The sequence below is a fragment of the Corallococcus carmarthensis genome (genome assembly GCF_003611695.1).
Taxonomy (GTDB): Bacteria; Myxococcota; Myxococcia; order Myxococcales; family Myxococcaceae; genus Corallococcus; species Corallococcus carmarthensis.
In genome coordinates this window covers 41227-59720 of sequence record NZ_RAWE01000013.1, presented here as the reverse complement: position 1 = coordinate 59720, position 18494 = coordinate 41227, and the positions used below count along the sequence as shown (strand labels likewise).

12 protein-coding genes are annotated in these 18494 nt (G+C 71.3%); 8 read left to right on the top strand and 4 right to left on the bottom strand.

All coding sequences use genetic code 11. The features are described from left to right. Positions 1-6: 6 nt before the first annotated feature. A complete protein-coding gene (locus D7X32_RS06200; protein WP_120601573.1) occupies positions 7-5616 on the bottom strand; it encodes a hypothetical protein in 5610 nt (1869 codons plus the stop codon). Positions 5617-5917: 301 nt separating this feature from the next. Between D7X32_RS06200 and D7X32_RS06195 the strand changes: the two genes are divergently transcribed. Beyond that, positions 5918-6418 (top strand): GNAT family N-acetyltransferase, encoded by a 501-nt coding sequence (locus D7X32_RS06195; RefSeq protein WP_120601600.1) that lies wholly within the window; start codon positions 5918-5920, stop codon positions 6416-6418. A 3-nt stretch (positions 6419-6421) separates the two neighbouring features. Here the strand turns inward: D7X32_RS06195 and D7X32_RS06190 are convergent, their stop codons facing one another. Next, on the bottom strand, positions 6422-6751 hold the full coding sequence (locus D7X32_RS06190; protein WP_244238871.1) for a hypothetical protein: 330 nt from the start codon (positions 6749-6751) through the stop codon (positions 6422-6424). 821 nt (positions 6752-7572) lie between these two features. On the opposite strand from D7X32_RS06190, the gene D7X32_RS06185 reads away from it, so the two are divergent. Next, positions 7573-8337: an endonuclease III domain-containing protein gene (locus tag D7X32_RS06185; protein WP_120601572.1), complete on the top strand. Its 765-nt coding sequence runs from the start codon at positions 7573-7575 to the stop codon at positions 8335-8337. A 9-nt stretch (positions 8338-8346) separates the two neighbouring features. Here the strand turns inward: D7X32_RS06185 and D7X32_RS06180 are convergent, their stop codons facing one another. Further along, positions 8347-9615, bottom strand: a complete 1269-nt coding sequence (locus D7X32_RS06180; protein WP_120601571.1) for a phospholipase D-like domain-containing protein — start codon at positions 9613-9615, stop codon at positions 8347-8349. A 152-nt stretch (positions 9616-9767) separates the two neighbouring features. Here D7X32_RS06180 and D7X32_RS06175 point away from each other — a divergent pair, with 152 nt between their 5' ends. The 6 genes from D7X32_RS06175 (at position 9768) to D7X32_RS06150 (ending at position 18140) form a co-directional block, all read left to right on the top strand. Further along, positions 9768-12182, top strand: coding sequence for an acyl-CoA dehydrogenase family protein (locus D7X32_RS06175; RefSeq protein ID WP_120601570.1), 2415 nt, complete (start codon positions 9768-9770; stop codon positions 12180-12182). Continuing rightward, entirely contained in the window at positions 12179-12694 is a 516-nt protein-coding gene (locus tag D7X32_RS06170; RefSeq protein WP_120601569.1) for an ester cyclase, read from the top strand. Before D7X32_RS06175 ends, D7X32_RS06170 begins: the two co-directional genes overlap by 4 nt. A 64-nt stretch (positions 12695-12758) precedes the next feature. After that, positions 12759-13892 carry a serine hydrolase domain-containing protein gene (locus D7X32_RS06165; RefSeq protein ID WP_244238870.1) on the top strand — a complete coding sequence of 378 codons (1134 nt, stop codon included), beginning with the start codon at positions 12759-12761 and terminating at the stop codon, positions 13890-13892. A gap of 118 nt (positions 13893-14010) precedes the next feature. Further along, positions 14011-15654 (top strand): MBL fold metallo-hydrolase, encoded by a 1644-nt coding sequence (locus tag D7X32_RS06160; RefSeq protein ID WP_279635561.1) that lies wholly within the window; start codon positions 14011-14013, stop codon positions 15652-15654. Continuing rightward, positions 15647-16096, top strand: coding sequence for a DUF3293 domain-containing protein (locus D7X32_RS06155; protein WP_120601568.1), 450 nt, complete (start codon positions 15647-15649; stop codon positions 16094-16096). Before D7X32_RS06160 ends, D7X32_RS06155 begins: the two co-directional genes overlap by 8 nt. Positions 16097-16223: 127 nt before the next feature. Then, entirely contained in the window at positions 16224-18140 is a 1917-nt protein-coding gene (locus tag D7X32_RS06150; RefSeq protein ID WP_120601567.1) for a bifunctional metallophosphatase/5'-nucleotidase, read from the top strand. A gap of 3 nt (positions 18141-18143) precedes the next feature. Here the strand turns inward: D7X32_RS06150 and D7X32_RS06145 are convergent, their stop codons facing one another. Next, positions 18144-18464, bottom strand: a complete 321-nt coding sequence (locus tag D7X32_RS06145) for a hypothetical protein (protein ID WP_244238869.1) — start codon at positions 18462-18464, stop codon at positions 18144-18146. Positions 18465-18494 lie beyond the last annotated feature (30 nt).

Below are 18494 nucleotides of genomic sequence, written 5' to 3'. Positions count from 1 at the left end.
CAGGGATCATCCCTCCCAGGTCGCGAGCAGGTCGCGCACCCGCCCGTACTTCTGGAGCAGGGTGGCGCGGTGGGCGCTGAGCACCACCATGAATCCCACCACCAGCAGGCCCAGCATGGACAGGAACAGGGCGCCGATGCGGTGGTCGCGCATGCCGAAGCGCACCAGGTTGGCCGCCACCGCCGTCACCAGGAACGCCGAGCCCAGGTACACGTAGGAGCGGATCCTCAGCGCGATGCCCGCGCCCACGCCCACGAGGCAGAGAAAGACGCACAGGAGCATCGCCTCGCCGTCGTTGAAGAGCAGCGGCTTCCAGGCGCCCGCCACGTAGATGCCCGTCACCGCCAGGGCGCGCAGCTGCGCGTAGGCGTCCTGCGACAGGCTCTTGCGGAAGACGCGCAGCAGCAGGAGCAGGGAGAGGCCCGCGGGGATGACGTAGTACTGCGGCTCGCCGGAGCCGGTGCCCAGCCACACGAGGTACAGCGCCGTGTTGAAGGCGGCGACGGACATCAAGGACGCCGCGCCCTTCTGCTTCGTGAACGCCCCGAGCGCCGCGAAGTGCGCCGCGTAGCCCACGAGCAGCGCCATCGCCACGAAGGGCTGGCTCCACGGCACCGTCAGCAGGCCCGCCAGCGGGAAGAGCCACGCGCCCGCCACGGCGGGACGGCGGAAGGCCTCGAGGCCCGCGCCCTCGCGCCGCACGAAGAGGTACAGGCCAATGAAGGCCGCGCCCCCCATGATGGACATCAGGCTGTCCGCGGCGTCGGGGCTTGAGCCCAGGCCCATGAAGCGCACGCTGAAGTAGCCCAGCGCCACCACCGCCTGCGCGAGCCACGCGGCGGCTTCGTCCTGCTCGCGCGCCGCGTGGCGCACCAGGGCGAACAACAGGAACACGAGCCCGCCGCACGCCACCCACGCCTCGCGCGCCGCGCCACCCGGCACGTGCACCGCCAGCACCGCGAACAGCACCTCCACGAGCGCGATGATGGAGAACGCCCGCCCCATGCGCCCGCGCACCGCCTTGCCCGCCACGGACAGCACCAGCGTGGCGAGCAGCGCCGTCGCCGCGGCGAAGTACGGGATGATGAACTCCGCGCCCCGGCCGGTGGAGTGCGTTGCCCCATGGTTCAGGATGAAGGCGTGCACGGCGAAGAGGGACGCCAGCCACCCCACCCACTCGCGGTCCCGGCGGCGCAGCACCACCACCCACGCCGTGGCCCACGCGAAGAGCACGCACAGCGGCATGCCCGGGTGCTTCAGCGAGCGCAGGCCCGCCAGTGACAGCAGCGCCAGCAGCGCGCCGCCGTGGTGCAGCGCCGCGCCAACCTCCACGCCGCGCTTGTCCAGCGCGAAGCCCACGGCCGCCAGCAGCAGGCCCGTGCCCGCCACCACCGCGGGCGCCCACAGCGGCGGCACGGCGGCGACCAGCACCAGCCCGAGCAGCGCCGTGGCGGCGTTCATCATCAAGCGCTCGCGCGTCACCATCAGCGTCAGCGACGCGGCACCCGCGACCAGCGCCACGGACAGGGGCAGCGCCCCCGGGCCCGCGTCCACCAGACGCAGGCCCACGAGCAGCGCCACGGTGCCAGCGCCGCCGGCCCACAGCGGCTCGCTCCAGGTGCCCTCGATGCCGGGCGTCAGGCGCGCGGTGACGTTCGTCAGCGTGCGCTGCACGGCGCCGGACTGGCACAGCGCGGACAGCAGCGCGGAGGCCAGGCCCACGGCCGCGACGAGCAGGCCGCCCTCCGGACGCCACATGCCCACCGCCAGGTCCGCCGTCTGGCCCAGCGGCGCCAGCGCGAACGCCGCCACCGCCGCCGTGAGCAGCCAGCGCTGCGACAGCAGGAACGCGGACACCAGCACGACAGCGCCCAGCACCGCGAGCGCGCCAGGAGTCGGCGACACCAGCGTGGACACCCCCGCCACGGCCAGGGCCGAGCCCGTCGCGGCAACACGCAGCGCCGTGTCACGAGGGCCGCGGAAGAAGGAGGACAGGGCCTGGGGCGCGTGATGCTCAGCCAACGCCAGGGCCAGCAACAGGCCGGTGGCCCAGGGCCGCGCTTCCGGGAGGAACAGCAGCAGCAGGGACGCGGCGATGACCCGGACGGACGGCAGCGGGCCCGTCATGGGCACCAGCGCGATGGCGCAGAAGAGGGCCGTGCGCTGCCCCACTTCCGACTCCGGAATCAACAGCACCAGGCCGCCCAGGCACGCGACCGCCACCTGCATCCACTTCGACAACTCGTGGCGCGGGCCTTCCTCGCGCGAGCCCAGGAGCAGCGAGGCCACGGCGGGCACATGCTCCACGATGCGCACCACGAGCAGCGGGAAGAGCGGCAGCAGCGCGGTCCACCCGAAGGGCGGGTGCCAGGCCGTCAACGTCAACACGCCGTAGGGCACCATCAGCGCCGCGGCGAAGGGATGGCGCAGCGCGCGCGTCCACAGGAGTGGCAGCAGCGCTGGACCGAGGAGCGCGAGCGGGATGGCGCCGCGGAGCTCCGACAGCGCGTGCCCGTGCCACGCCCACGAGGCGTCCGCCAGCACCACCATCGCGCCCACCGCGGAGACGACGCGGAAGGACTCGCCGCCCGCGGCGATGCGCCGCACGGCGGGCACTTCCTCCAGGAGGGCCAGGACACTGAGGAACGCGGCGAGCCCCACCAGGGCCAGCGGGCCGGACGCGTGCAGCGCGAAGGTGGCCTCGAGGGTGGCCAGCACCAGGCCCAGCGTCACGGGCAGGGTCCGGGCGGTGAACAGCGCCGCCAGCGCCGCGCCCATCAGGAACACGGACCCATCACCGGAACGGGACAGGGCCACCGGCAAGAGCGGCAGGAGGAGCGCGAGGATGCCCGCGGTGGTGGTGCTCGCGCTCTTCCCCTTGCGCGCGGCGACGATGGAGGCCACGAGCGACCCCAGGATGAGCAGTCCCAGCGACAGCCCCGGCGGCAGACCCCATGCGGTGTACACGTGCGGCACATCCGGCAGGAGCGCGAAGCCCACGAGCACGACCGCGAACGGCCGCACGCCGGGGAAGCTGCGGGAGGTCACCGCCACGGACGCGGCGGCGGTGAGGAGCACGGGCCCCATGAAGGCCTGATCGACCAGGCCCCACATCACGGCGAGCCCCGCGTACAGGAGGCCCGGCACACCGAACCGCTTGAACAGGCCGCCACGCTCGCCCAGGAGCGCCAGCACCAGCGAGCCGCCCACCATCGTCGCGAGCAGCGCCTGCGTGGAGTGGACCGCGGCGAGCTTCGGCAGGATGGCACCCGCGAGGAACGCGCCGTAGGCCAGGTAGCGCTCGTCGCGCAGCCGCAGCGCGGCCACCAGCACGCCCGCGCCTCCCAGCGTCATGCCCACGACGGGCGCGGCGACAGGCGTCGTGCCGAGCGCGATGGCGAAGCCGCATGTCGCGATGACGCCGACCACGGCGGAGACGAAGCGCCGCGTGCGCTCGTCCGTGAGCCGCCAGACAAGGCCCGCGAGGCCCAGGGCCAACACGCCCGCCACGACGGCCGCGGTGCCCGCGCCGTAGACGCGGAAGGCGGTGAAGGGCAGGAGGCCGAAGAGCACCGAGCCCACGGCGGACAGCGGGAAGCGCTTGAACAGCAGGCCCGCGCCCAGGGACATCACGGCCAGGGCCAGCGTGGCGAAGAAGGAGGGACGCGAGTCGGCGCCCAGGTGCGAGTAGAGCGCGAACGCGGGCGCGGCCCAGGTGGTGGCTCGCAGCAGCACGTCCGCGACCCCCAGGGAACGCGCGTCACCGGTGCGCTCGCCGCGCTTCTGGGAGAAGAACGCGAGCACCAGCCCCGCGAGCACGAACGGAAGGGCCGTCAGCGCGCCGTAGTGGAGGGGCAGCGGCGCCGAGGGCGGGTAGCCCATGCGCGTCTTGAGGGCATTGATGAGGAGGGTGAGCGCGTGCGGGATCAACTGCGCGCTGGACGCATAGCTGAAGTAGGCGCCCACGTACGCCGGGTAGAGCCACGGCAGGCGGTTCACGGGGCCGCGCGACAGCGACACGACCGTGCCGGTGAAGATGGCGGCGGTGAAGAAGAAGGCGGGCTTCGTGCCGGTGATGGCGCCCGCGAGGCAGGCCACCTGGAGCGCGATGATGAGGACCGCGAGCGGATCCGCGGCGCGCTTCTCGTCGAGCGTGCGGAAGCGCAGGCAGGTGGCGAGCAGGAACGCGACGAAGGGCGCGTAGGTGCCTGGAGGGACGGAGGTGCCCTCGGCGCCCAGCGCCAGGTGCAGGCGGATGGCGAACAGCGCGGTGAGGTACAGAGGCGCGGCGAGCGCGAAGGCGAGCGCATCACCCTTGCGCGGGGTGGTGAGGGCCTTGCTCGACAGCAGGAAGAAGAGGATGCACGGCAGGGCGTTGAGCCACACCGCAGGGGCCCCCAGGCGCGCGGCCAGCGGGGCCAGGCCCATGATGAGCGTGGCGCCGACGAGGCCCAGCTGGATGAACGGCCGGGAGGGCGCGTCGAAGGACTCTGCGGGCTTGCGGGCGAGCCAGGCCGCGGCGCCGGACCAGGCGAAGAGGAGCGGCACGAGCAGCACGGGGCGCACGCCGTCGAGTTGGAGGGCTTCACCGAAGCCCATGGGCCCCAGCGCGAGGCCACCGAGCGGAGCCACGGCGGAACCGATGAGGCCCAGGATGTGGCCCGGCTTGCGCAGCGATTCACGGCGGGCGAGGTAGCCGCCCCAGACGGAGAAGCCGACGGAGTAGCCCACGGTCATGAGGAAGACCGTGAGCGAGCGGGTGACGGACGTCATCCCGGCCCAGGACTCGAAGACGAAGTAGAGCGTGCCGGAGAGGATGAGGAACGCGCCGATGAACCACGCGATGCTCTCGTAGAGGAACGGCCGCCACACGCGGCTCCACGTCGAGGTCTCCTCGACGAGGCGGGCGGTGCGGCTGTTCGGAGCGGGAGGCTCCATGAACGCTTCGCCCGGGTTCGGGGGCAACTGGCGGGCCGCGCGCTGTTCGTTCAAGGCCCGCGTGCGGGACTCGGCAGAAGCACGGGCCGCGTTCGAAGCGTGAGCGGCGCGGGGGAGCCCGGGAGACGGAGGGGCGATCCCCAGGGCCGCGGCGAGGTCGAGCGTGGTGAAGCGGACGGCGGAGGCGCTGGTCGCGGCAGGGGGCGCTGAAGCGTCGGTGACAGCGGCGGAAGCGTTCGGAGCTTCGGAGACAGCGTCGTTGGCGACGGAGGCGTGAGCGGTCGGAGCTTCGGAGACAGCGTCGTTGGCGACGGAGGCGTGAGCGTCAGGAGCAGCGGCACCCGCGACGAAAGGCTCGGAGCCAGCCTCCGCGACGACATTCGCAGCCGCATGCGCGACGGAGGCCTCTTCGGCATCGGAGCTCACGCCGTGCGCGACAGGCACTTCAGCGGAAGCAGCGTCCCCGGTGGAGAACGCCACGGGGCCGAGGGCGACAGCCCCCTCCCCCATCGCCTGAGGCGCCACGGCCTCGTCGCGAGGCTCGACGGGCGCGGACGTCAGCGCGTCGACGGGAATCTCGGTGAGGACGGAGAGGAGGATGCGGGCCTGGCGCTCGTAGCGCTCGGTGAGGCGGCGGCCGACGTGGATCGGAACGTCGTGGGCGTCCCAGCGTCGCACCTCGTCCAGGAGGAAGTGGACATGCGCGAGCTCGGCCTCGATGGCGGACCGGGCTCTGGCGGCGAGACGATTGCCACAGACGACGCACTGGGACGCGCTTCCCAGGCGTTCTTGTCGGCAGGCAGGACAGTACATGGTGCTTCCCCCTCTACAACGACCGTGCCACGCACAATGCCCTGGAAGGGCACGGGATTGAAACCCACCGGGGTGCGTCGGGCGCGTGGCGGTTGTGCAGGGCGCTGCACACGTGCACACCCGACGCCGCTGGCCGGCGGGGCGGAGTCATGGGACCGTGGAGGTCATGAGCACGGAACTGACGTTGCGGCCCATCGAGGCCCGGGACGACGCGGCGATGGCCGCGGTCATCCGCGCGGTGATGCCGGAGTTCGGAGCGGACGGCCCGGGCTTCGCGATCCACGACCCGGAAGTGGACGCGATGAGCGCGGCCTACGGCCGTCCCCGGCACGTGTATTTCATCGTGGAGCATGGGGGCCAGGTGGTGGGAGGCGCGGGCATCGCGCCGCTGGACGGAGGCGCGCCGGACGTCTGCGAGCTGCGCAAGATGTACTTCCTGCCCACGGCCCGGGGCCACGGCATGGGCGAGCGCTTGTTGAGACACTGTCTGGAGTTCGCGCGAAGCGCCGGCTTCAAGCAGTGCTACCTGGAAACGCTGGGAGGCATGGAGCAGGCCCAGAAGCTCTACCGCAAGGTCGGCTTCGAACCGCTCTGCGCCCCCATGGGCCGCACCGGCCACTTCGGCTGCGACCGCTGGTACGCGATGAACCTCACCCCGCCCGCCTGAGCGCTACGGCATGAACGCGCGCCGCCCAAGGACCTTGCCCTCGGGTGACACCGCGTACAGCTCGAACCAGTCGAACTCCAGCTGGCTGCCCACGGGCCATCCACATCGGTCGAGCCGTCGATCGACCCGGACAAAGTAGACGCCCCCCTCCAGGCCCACCACCACGTCCAGCGAGCGGGCAGACGACTCACACGCCCCCGCGTCCTGTTTGGGGAAACTGGAAAGGACGCGCTGGAGCACGGCATGGGCCGCCATGACCGCGGGCCCCTCCAGCGTCGCGAGCGGGCGCAAGTCCGTGGGCCACTGGATGCCTGCATCCGAAGCTGCGGCCACGACTCCCCCATCCGGCCTCGCAGGAGTCCCGGCATCGGTTCGAGAGGGCGGGCTTCCGCCATCCGCCACGAGCGACACCAGCAGCAGGACGTGATGAGGCTTCAGCAAGTGGCACCTCGCCCGCGGAGACGATGAACCCGCATCATCGTGGGTAGCACTTCGGAGGAGAAAGGGTCGAACCGATATTGCTGGGAGGAGCGGGCTCGCAGCGGGCCTCGCCAAGTCTGACCGCTGGAAACACCCGCAGGTCCGCACTGCTCATGTCCGTCCCACACGGATGGTTGTGCGCGAAGCCGAAGATGGGCAGGTCGCTTCCGAAGTCCTGATCCACGACACCTCCCATCGGGGACTGACAGCCTCCTCGCTCCCCTATCTGTTTGCGGACGGGCCAGGAGACACGCCAGTCCTTCGGCGTCCGATACACGGCGAGGCAATACTCGGTGGCATCGGGTCGCGGGCGTCCTGTGTTCGCGTCACACGCATCCGTGGCCCCAGGAAGTGCCATCAAGGTCTTGAGTGCGGGTAGCACCAAGTCATCAGGGACAGCGCCCATGTCCGCGTACACCACGGGGACATCCGGATGCGTCCAGGGCCCAGGCGCGACAATCAACCTCGGGTTGTTCTCCAGTTGAGGCAGTTCACTGCTCAGGAAGTAGAGCCTGGGGCTCGCGCAGGCGAGTACCAGCCCAAGGAGGCTCCACAGGATGGAGTAGTAACGTTGCCGCATCACCTCACCAGCCTGACCGCCCGCCCACCGGCCCGGCAAGTACGCCCGGCACGTCACGTCCTCCAGACCCAACTTCCCAGGTCAGGAGGCCCGCATGGCGGCCAAGAAGCAGCCCCGGTCCACGACGACGTCAGCACCCCTGCGTGCACCGCGCGCCCAGAGCGCCCGCACCGCGCACTCCGCTCCGTCGAACACGGACAATCTCCCGTTCGACATCGAGGAGGTCCTCCGCCGCGTGCGCCATGAAGTCCGCTCCTTCGCGGACGCGGCCATGTTCGAGCTCGCCGCCAAGGGCCATGGCTCCCTCTTCGAACAGCTCATCGCGTGCATCCTCTCCATCCGCACGCTCGATGAGATCAGCCTCCCCGCGTCCCTCCGCCTCCTGAGCCGAGCGCACACGCCCGAAGCCCTCGCGCGCCTCACGCCGGAAGAGATCGACGCCCTCATCCGCCCCGCCACCTTCCACGAAGGCAAGGCCTGGCAGGTCCACGCCATCGCGGTGCGCACGCGCGACGAGTTCCACGGCCAGCTCCCCGCCGACGCGGACGTGCTCCAGTCCTTCAAGGGCGTGGGCCCCAAGTGCGCGCACCTGGCGCTCGGCATCGCTTGCAGCCACGAAGTCATCAGCGTGGACATCCACGTCCACCGCGTCACCAACCGCTGGGGCTACGTGAAGGCCTCCACCCCGGAACGCACCCTGGCCGCGCTCGAAGCCGTGCTCCCCCGCCCCTACTGGGTGGAGCTCAACCGGCTCCTCGTCCCTTTCGGCAAACACGTGTGCACCGGCAACCGCCCGAAGTGCTCCACCTGTCCCGTCCTCCCCTACTGCCGGCAGGAGGGCGTCACCTCCCACCGCTGAGGAACGCCGCTACCGGTCGTGCCCCGCCCACTGCGTGGCCCGCCGCGCGAACCTCCGCCACGGGTTCGTCCGGCCGCCGTTCTCCAGCGAGATCTCCTTCGAGTGCCGCACGTCCTTCTCCCAGCACCCCTCCAGCTTCGAAGCAATCTCCCGGTCCTCGAACACCAGCGACCCTTCGCTCAACTTGTTGAGCGACAGCGAGTCCATGTTCGTGGAGCCCACGACACACAGCCAGTCGTCCACCAGCATCGTCTTCGAGTGCAGCATCGCCGGCTGGTACTCCCAGATGCGCACCCCCGCCGCCAGGAGCCGCTCGTACGTGGACCGCTGCGACGCGCGCACCACTGGCACGTCGTGGTTCGGTCCCGGGCCCAGCACCCGCACGTCCACGCCCTGCCGGACCTTCACCTCCAGCTGCTCCAGGATGTCGTTGGGCGGCGTGAAGTACGCGTTGGCGATCCACAGCCGCTTCGTCGCCGCCGCCACCACCAGCCGCACCATCCGCTCCGCCTCGGTGATGCCCAACCGCCCGGCGCTGTCGATGAACGCCGCGCACCCGCCGCCGTCCGCCTTCAGCTCCGGGAAGCAATCGCGCGGCAGGAACCCTCCGCCCGACTCAATCCAGTGCTTGGAGAACGTCACCTGGATGCGCCGCACCTCCGGCCCCTCCACGCGGATGTGCGTGTCGCGCCAGTTGTCCGGCTTCAGCCCGTCCCCCTCCCACACCTTCCAGATGCCGAAGCCGCCCGTGTACGCGATGCGCCCGTCCACCACGACGATCTTCTGGTGCGACCGGCTCAACAGCCGCCCCAGCACCTTGCCCGCGAGCAGCCGGTAGTAGTGCACCTCCACGCCCGCGTCCGTCAGCCGCTTCTCGATCTGCTGGTCGAAGTCCTTGTCCCCGGTCGTCTCCTCGCTGCCCACCGGATCCACCACCACGCGGCACTGCACACCCGCGCGCGAGCGTTCAATCAACGCCTCCACGAACCGGTCCGACAGCTCGCACGGCCGCCAGATGTAGATGAGCATGTGCACGCTGTGCTTCGCCGCGCGGATGTCCTCCAACATCCGGTCGAAGACCTGGCTGTTCTCCAGGAGGTGCATCCGGTGCCCCGGCGACAGCCCCACGCCCGTGGCCTGGTAGAGCGCGAACGAGAAGCCCTCGGGCCCGGGTGGCAGTTCGAACGGGCCCTGCATCTCGTGCTTGCGCGTCTCGTCGCCGCCGTCGAACCCATGCGCCCCCGGCTGGGGCAGCAACTCGTCCGTAAGCTCGCTCATGGTCCCTGCAACGTAGGGACGCCCGCCCACTCCTGGGAGTCTCCGCCCGCCCTCCGGCTCCGCCCGGTGAACAGGTCCCCATTCCGTCGTTGCCGGAGCCTTCCGCCATGGCGACACTGCCCGGATTCGGTTCCCTCGCCTGGAGAGACTGCATGCTCGACGCCCCATCACGCCCCTCCGCCCGGGAGCTGCTGTCCCTGGCCAGCCTCGCGCCGCTGGTCCCCATGCTGTACGTCGCCTGGACGGACGGCGAGCTGACAGGCGACGAGCTCCGGACCCTGGGCGCCGCTGCCCGCACCCAGCCCTGGCTGGACCTCAAGTCCAGCTCCGTCCTGGCCCTCTGGGTGGATCCGCTGCGTCCGCCCCCGCCCCGCGAGCTGGCCCTCCTGCGCGAACACATCCGCGCCACCGCGGAGAAGCTGGCCAACAGTCAGCAGCAGAACCTGGCGGAGCTGGGCGTGCAGCTGGCCCAGGCGCTCGCGGGGGATGCGCCCCTGAGCATCGCGCCGGCGGAGCTGGCCAGGGCCCTGGCCTCCATCGAGGCCACCCTGGGCGTGGACGGCAAGGAGGCGGTGCGCTCGCTGGTGCCCAGGGCGTCGCGCGTCCCGCGCGCGGAGCCGCGTTCCCACACGGCCTCGTTCGACCCCGCGGCGATGACCGCCGTGTTGGACCGCACCTACGCGGACGTGCGCCAGCGGGTGCGCGGTTGGCTGGAGGACGCGGACTTCCGTTACAAGGAAGGGCTCGGCACCACCGCCTACCGCGACCAGGTCTTCGACTGGCTCAAGCACCTGGCCGATGACGGTCTGGGCCAGCTCGCCTTCCCCAAGGGGCGCGAGGGCGGCGGGGACCTGGGCGCGTTCATCGCCGCGTTCGAGACGATGGCCTTCTTCGACCTGAGCCTCGTCATCAAGGCGGGCGTGCACTTCGGCCTGTTCGGCTCCAGCATCCTGTTCCTGGGCACGAAGCGGCACCACCAGCAGTACCTGCCCAAGGTCGCCTCGTTCGAGCTGCCCGGCTGCTTCGCGATGAGCGAGCTGGGCCACGGCTCCAACGTGCGCGACTGCGAGACGGTGGCCCGCTACGACGCGGCCACCAGCGAGTTCGTCATCCACACGCCGTCGGAGACCGCGCGCAAGGAGTGGATTGGCAACGCCGCCCGCCACGCGCGCATCGGCACGGTGTTCGCGCAGCTGGAGGTGGATGGGGAACGGCTGGGCGTGCACGCGCTGCTCGTCCCGCTGCGCGATTCTCACGGCAAGGTGCTGCCGGGCATCCGCATCGAGGACTGCGGCGAGAAGATGGGCCTCAACGGCGTGGACAACGGCCGGCTGTGGTTCGACCACGTGCGCGTGCCGCGCGACAACCTGCTCGACCGCTACGGCCAGGTGACGGAAGCCGGCGAATACACCTCCTCCATCACCGGCGACTCCAAGCGCTTCTTCACCATGCTGGGCGCGCTGGTGGCGGGCCGCGTGAGCGTGGCTTGCGCGTCGCTGTCCGCGACCAAGAGCGCGCTGACCATCGCGGTGCGCTACGGCGACCTGCGCCGCCAGTTCGGCCCCCAGGGCGCGCCCGAGGTGCGCCTCCTGGATCACCAGTCGCACCAGCTGCGGCTGTTGCCGCTCGTGGCCAAGGCCTACGCGGTGGACTTCGCGCTGGAGTACCTGGTGGACCGCTACGTCCACCGCACGGAGGACGACGCGCGCGAGGTGGAGGCGCTGGCCGCGGGCCTCAAGGCCTACGCGTCGTGGAACGCCACCGCCTCCATTCAAGAGTGCCGGGAGGCGTGCGGCGGCCAGGGCTACCTCACCGCGAACCGGTTCGCCTCGCTCAAGGCGGACACGGACGTGTTCACCACCTTCGAGGGCGACAACACCGTGCTCATGCAGCTGGTGGCCAAGGGCCTGCTCACGGGCTACCGCCAGCGCTTCGAGGACGACCGCGTCTTCGCGGTCTTGCGTCTCATCGTGGACCAGGCCACCACGGTGATCACGGACAGGAACCCCATCGCGGGCCGGCGCACGGACACGGACCACCTGCGCGACAGCGACTTCCAGCTGCGCGCCCTGCGCTTCCGCGAAGAGGCCCTGCTCGCGTCGGTGTCCAAGCGGATCCGCAAGCGGCTCACCGCGGGCGTGGAGGCCTTCGAGGCCTTCAACCAGGTGCAGGCGCACCTGCTGGCCCTGGCGCACGCGAGCGTGGAGCGCATCGTGCTGGAGCAGTTCCTGCGCGGCGTGGCGGCGGTGAAGGATGAAGCGCTCAAGCCGGTGCTGGGGCGCATGGCGGACCTCTTCGGCCTGTCCTGCCTGGAGTCCGCCAGCGGCTGGTTCCTGGAGCACGGCTGGCTCACGGCCCCCAAGGCCCAGGCCATCCGCAAGGAGCGCGTGAAGCTGTGCGAGGAGCTGCGGCCGGACGCCGTGGGGCTGGTGGACGCCTTCGGGATTCCGGACACGTGCCTGGCGGCGCCCATCGGGCTGGGGCGGCTGGCGCCCGGCGGTGAACGCTTCGACGACACGGCGGCTGACAGCGCCCGTGCGGGCCCGGCAGATTCCCGCGCGTCATGAGGACCTGTGTGTCGTGGGTGGTGGTGGGGCTCGTGGGGCTGACCGGTTGCGCGACGGTGTCCCCGGCGGAGCGGGCCCGGCAGGTGGGCGAGTCCAACAAGGAGCGCGCCCGCCTGTTCACCGAGGAGATCTACAACCAGAAGCGCCTGGAGCGCATCCCGGAGTACGTCGCGGCCGACTTCGTGGACCGCTCCGAGGGCGCGCCCCAGGAGCTCCGGGGCCCGGACGTCGTGCGAACCCAGGCGGAGCAGGGGTTCACCCTCTTCCCGGACCTGAAGTTCGAGCTGCTCCACGTGATGGCGGAGGACGACTGGGTGCTGGTGCGCTGGCGCGCGACGGGCACGGACACCCAGGGCCCGCCCACCCTCGGCGGCAAGTCCCGTCCGGTCACGTTCCACGGGGACTCGCTGTACCGCCTGCGCGACGGCCGGCTGGTGGAGTCGTGGGACCTCACCGACCGGCTGGCACCGCTGCTCCAGCGCGGGTTCAAGATCGTGCCGCCAGACCCTTGAAGAATCTCCGCAACCTCTTCGCCAGACGCGGGTTGAAGGGGGCTCATCCCTCCGGAGGCCCCTGGTGCCGAAGACCGTCCAAGCGTTGCTGCTGGCCCTCACCCTGACCGCGTGCGGGGGCGCCTCCACGTCCGGAGGCCCCGCGGACGACGGCGGCACGGCGGAGGCGCCGGACGCGGGCGCCGTGGATGCCGGGGGACAGGACCCGTGGTCGCGCGTGGATGCCATCGTCACGGCGACCGTGGCGGACGCGGGCGTGCCGGGCCTGACGCTCGCCGTCTACGACGCGCAGGACCGCCGCGTCTTCGTGAAGAGCTACGGCGACTTCGAGCCCACGCGCCGCGTGGCCATCGCGTCCGCCTCCAAGATGGTGTCCGGCATGGCGCTGCTGCGGCTGGTGGACGCGGGCGTGCTGTCGCTGGACACCACCACGGGCCAGGTGCTCGGGTGGACGGGGCTCAAGGGCACCATCACCCTGCGCCACCTGTTGTCCTTCACCTCCGGGATGAACCCCCGGGCCGACTGCAACGTGCAGTCCGGCATCACGCTGGCCCAGTGCGTGGATCAGATCGCCGCCGCGGCGCAGGTGGCCACGCCCGGCACGCGCTTCGACTACGGCTCCACGCACCTGCACGTCGCCGCGCGGATGGCGGAGGTGCTCACCGGCAAGACGTGGCAGCAGATCTTCACGGAGCAGGTGAAGACGCCGCTGGGGCTCACCAGCGACGAGCTCGCGTACTACACCTTCCCGCGCAACACCCTGGGCACCACCAACCCGCTGATCGCGGGCGGCCTGCGCGCCACGATGGACGAGTACGCGAGGATGTTGGCCGTCGTGTACCACCAGGGCCTCACCGTGGACGGCGCGCGCTACGCGTCCCAGGGCCTCTTCGAGGCGCAGTCGCGCGAGCCGTACACCGTCGAAGTGGGCAGCTCGCCCATGGCGGACGTGGGGCTGCCGTACCGCTATGGCCTCACCGCGTGGTTGGAGTGCGACACGCCGTCCACGGGCTGCGCGGCGGTGTCGTCCCCCGGCGCGTTCGGCTTCACGCCGTGGGTGGACCGCGACAGCGGCTACTACGCCATCCTGGGCATGGAGCTGGAGGTCAGCCAGGAGGAGCGCGTGGCCGCCTTCTCCATGGGGCTGGAGCAGCAGCTGCGGCCGGAGATTCGCGCCGCCGTGGCCCTGACCCGTTAGCGCGCCGAACGGCCACGGGTCGTGCCCGACGCCGCTGGAGTCAGGAAAAACCGGTCACCGTCGAAACGTCTCCCCATTGACACCCACGCACCGGACCCATCAGGGTCCGGGGATGAGGATGAACGCGGGACCCATGCGGGCCGCGGACAAGGCCCGCCAGAAGGCCTTCCGCACGGCCTTTCCCTCCTACGGCCAGCGGCCGTCCTGGGGCAGCAGGTTGTTGCGCCTGTTCGGATGGGGCCTGCTCCTGCTGGGCGTGGTCCTGCTGATTGTCGTCATCGACGGGTGGCGTGCGTTCGGCACGGGGGCGGAAGGGGCGCGGCTGGAGCGGATGGCGCGCTCGCCGCAGTGGCACGACGGCGGGTTCGTGAACCCGCAGCCCATCCTCAACAACTGGGAGCGCACGCTGTCGGACCTGTTCCACTCGAGTCCGGAGAGTTCGCCCCGGATGCCGGTGGTGGTGGACCGCATCGACCCGAAGCGCTTCGCCACGCCGCCCGCGGACGGGCTGCGCGTCACCTGGATGGGGCACTCGTCCACGCTGGTGGAGATTGACGGGCTGCGCGTGCTCACCGACCCCATGTGGGGCGAGCGCACGTCGCCGCTGGAGTGGATTGGCCCGAAGCGCTGGTTCCCGGCGCCCATCGCTCTGGACGCGCTGCCCCCCATCGACGCGGTGGTGATCTCCCACGACCACTACGACCACCTGGACTTCGCCACCATCACGGCGATGAAGGACTGGAACACCACGTTCGTGGTGCCGCTGGGCGTGGGCGCGCACCTGGAATACTGGGGCGTGCCGGCCAACCACATCGTGGAGCTGGACTGGTGGGAGCGCACGAAGGTGAAGGGGCTGGACATCGTGTGCACGCCCGCGCGGCATGCGTCGGGCCGGTTCCTTCAGCAGGACAAGACGCTGTGGGCGGGATGGGCGCTGGTGGGGCCGCAGCACCGCGTCTACTACTCCGGCGACACCGGCCTGTTCCCCGCGATGGAGGAGATTGGCGCGAAGCTGGGGCCGTTCGATTTGACGATGATTGAAACGGGCCAGTACGGCGCGGGCTGGCCGGACTGGCACCTGGGCCCGGAGCAGGCGGTGCTCGCCCACCGGCTGGTGAAGGGCCGCTTGATGCTGCCGGTGCACTGGGGGCTGGTGACGCTCGCGTACCACGGCTGGACGGAGCCCATCGAGCGCTCGCTGGTGGCCGCGAAGCACGACGGCGTGGGCATCACCGCGCCCCGGCCCGGGCAGGACTTCCTCGCGTTGGCGCCGCTGCCCGTGGAGCGCTGGTGGCCCGACCGCCCGTGGAAGACGGCGGAGGAGGCCCCCATCGTGGCCAGCCAGATTCCGCCCAAGCTTCGGGAAGGACACCCGGCGCTGCCGCTGCTCCTGGTTCCAGCGGCCGTGAGCCCGCAGGGCACGGGCACGCAGGCCGCGAAGCCGAACGCGCAGACCGCGCCGCCCACCGGGAGCGTGCCGGCCGCGAATCCACAAGCCGCACCGCAAGGCGCGAATCCGACGGCCGCGAAGCCACCGGTCACACCTCCGGCCACGAATCCTCCGGAGATGAACGCGCCGGCAACGGCTCCGCGGGGCGCGAGCCCGACGGCCGCGAATCCGCAAGCCGCACCGGCGACCGCGAGCCCGCCGTCGTCGCCTCCGCAGGGTGCCGGGACGAAGCCCGCGAACCCACCCGCCGTGGCCGCTCCGGCCACCAGCCCGCAGGGGGCGGGCCCGGCGGTCGCCACTCCGCATGAGTGACGCAGGACGGGCCGCGCTGCACGCGGCCTTCAAGGCCACGGGCTACGTCGTGCGTCCGCACCCGCTCGTCGGAAACGCCAAACACGTGCTGCGCGTGGACGCCGAGCACCCATCGCTCGACGCCGCGCTCACCGTGCACGGCTTCACCACCTGGGCCTTCCTCACCGCGTGGAACCCCCACGCGCAGGCGCGCCCGCCCCGCACCAACGCGCGCCTTCAACAGCGCCTCGTTGCACTGCTCGAAGCCCAGAGCCACCCGAGCGTGTCCGGAGTGGGCGTGGCTGACGACCGGCGCTGGTTCGAGGAGAGCCTCTTCGTCCCCGGCCTGTTCCGCGACGAGGCCCTGCGCCTTGGCCGCCTGTTCGACCAGGAGGCCGTGCTCTGGGGCGCGGTGGGCGGCACCGCGGAGCTGGTGATGTGCCTGGAGCCCTCCCGCTCCTGAGCCCGCCGCGGGTATCGGACAGGTCACATCCACCTGGACGACACCCATTCGGAACCCGGCCCTCACAGGCGCGCCACGTGACGATGCAAGGGTCCCCCCTCGCTTGTCAGCCCCAGGAGCCGCCTCGATGCAGCCTTCCGCCCCGCGCGCGCGTGATGTCGCGCGTCCCAGCGTCTTCCTCCTCGCCGGCGCCTTCGTCACCGGCCTGCTGCTCGCCTTCCACGGCGGCTGTGGCAACAACGAGTGCACCAACGCCTTCGACTGCCAGGCAGAGAACCCCGCGCCGGAAGGCCAGGGCTGGACCTGCGTGGACCACGTCTGCAAGGCCGTCACCTTTCCGCCTCCGGGCGGCGGTGACACCGACGCGGGCACCGGCGACGCGGGCACCGGCACGGACGACGGCGGCACCACCGTCTCCGTGAAGATCATCGCATTCAACGACTTCCACGGGCAGCTGGAGCCCGCGGCCGGCAGCGGTGGACAGATTGCCCAGGCCCTCCTGCCGGACGGTGGCGTGGACACCACCAGCCGGGTGAACGCGGGCGGCGCCGTGTACTTCGCCCGGTATGTCGCGGACCTGCGCGCGAAGACCCCGAACTCCATCGTGGTGTCCGCCGGTGACCTCATCGGCGCCACGCCGCTGCTCTCCGCGCTCTTCCACGACGAGCCCACCATCGAGGCCATGAACGACATCGGCCTGGACATCAGCGCCGTGGGCAACCACGAGTTCGATGAGGGGGGCTCGGAGCTGCTGCGCATGCAGGCTGGCGGCTGCCACCCGAAGGACGGCTGCCAGGACGGCACCGGCTTCACCGGCGCGAAGTTCAAGTTCCTCGCGGCCAACGTGGCCACCGGCCCGGACCGCACCCTCTTCCCGCGCTACGACGTGCGCACCTTCGAAGGCGTGAAGATCGCCTTCGTCGGCATGACGCTGGAGGGGACGACGACCCTCGTCACGCCCACGGGCATCGCCGGCCTCCAGTTCAAGGACGAGGTGGAGACCGTCAACGCGCTCGTCCCGGAGCTGAAGGCGCAGGGCGTGAACGCCATCGTCGTCATCGTGCACGAGGGCGGCGTGCCCGCCGTCAACTCGCTCTACGACGAGTGCAAGGGCATCACCGGCCCCATCGTGGACATCGCGGCGAACCTGGACCCCGCCGTGAGCGTCATCGTCAGCGGCCACACGCACAACGCCTACAACTGCACGCTGAGCGGCAAGCTCGTCACCAGCGCCGCGTCGGTGGGCCGGCTCGTCACGGACATCGATCTGACGCTGGACGCGGCCACGGGCCAGGTCGTGAAGGCCCAGGCCCAGAACCTCATCGTCACCCGCACGGTGACGCCCGACCCCGAGGTCACCGAGCTCATCACCCGCTACAAGGGCCTCACCTCGCCGCTGGAGAACCGCGTCATCGGCTGGATTGACCAGACGCTCACGCGCGGCAGCATCCAGACGGACCCCACCGGCCAGTCCACCCTGGGCTTTGTCATCGCGGACGCGCAGCTGGAGGCCACGAAGCCCGCGAACCTGGGCGGCGCCCAGATTGCCTTCATGAACCCCGGCGGCGTGCGCGCGGACCTGGTGCGCGACCCGGCGGACCCCAACGACCGGGGCGCCGTCACCTACGGCGAGGCCTTCACCGTGCAGCCCTTCGGCAACACCCTGGCCACCCTGACGCTGACGGGCGCGCAGATTGAACGCCTGCTGGAGCAGCAGTGGCCCAACGCCACCACCACCCGCATCCTCCACCCGTCCGCGGGCTTCACGTACGCGTTCAGCGCGTCCGCGCCCACGGGCTCCAAGGTGGACCCCGCGAGCATCCAGCTCAACGGCGTGACCCTCGACCCGGCTGGCACCTACCGCGTCACCGTGAACAGCTTCCTCGCGCCCGGCGGCGACGGCTTCAGCGTCCTCCCGGAGGGCACGAACCTGTTGGGCGGCGCGGTGGACTCGGACGCGCTGGAGGCGTACCTCGCCGCGAAGAGCTCGCAGGGCACACCGCTGCGGGCCCCGGCGCTCGACCGCATCACCCGGCTGCCGTAGCCGTCACTGGGGGCCCGAGCCGCCCGTCGCGGGGCTCGACTCGCTGGGCAGGGAAGTGCGGGGGATGGGCGACTGGGCGGAGGTGATGTCCAGGCGCCGCGACCCCGTCACGCGCTGCGCCAGCTCGTCGAAGTCCAGCTCCAGGAACTTCCCGGAGCCCTCCTCCGGGAGCCCGAAGCGGATCCGCCAGTAGTTGGGGCGGATCCGCACCGCATCACCGTAGTCCGCCAGCACCATGCCGTTCTGCCGGGCGTACTCCGCGCCCGCGTCGACGACGTTGCGCTCGCCCAGCTCCTCCTGGACCGGCTGGGAGCTGGGGGGCACGGGCAGGCGGCCCGTCGGGCCAGTGGCGCA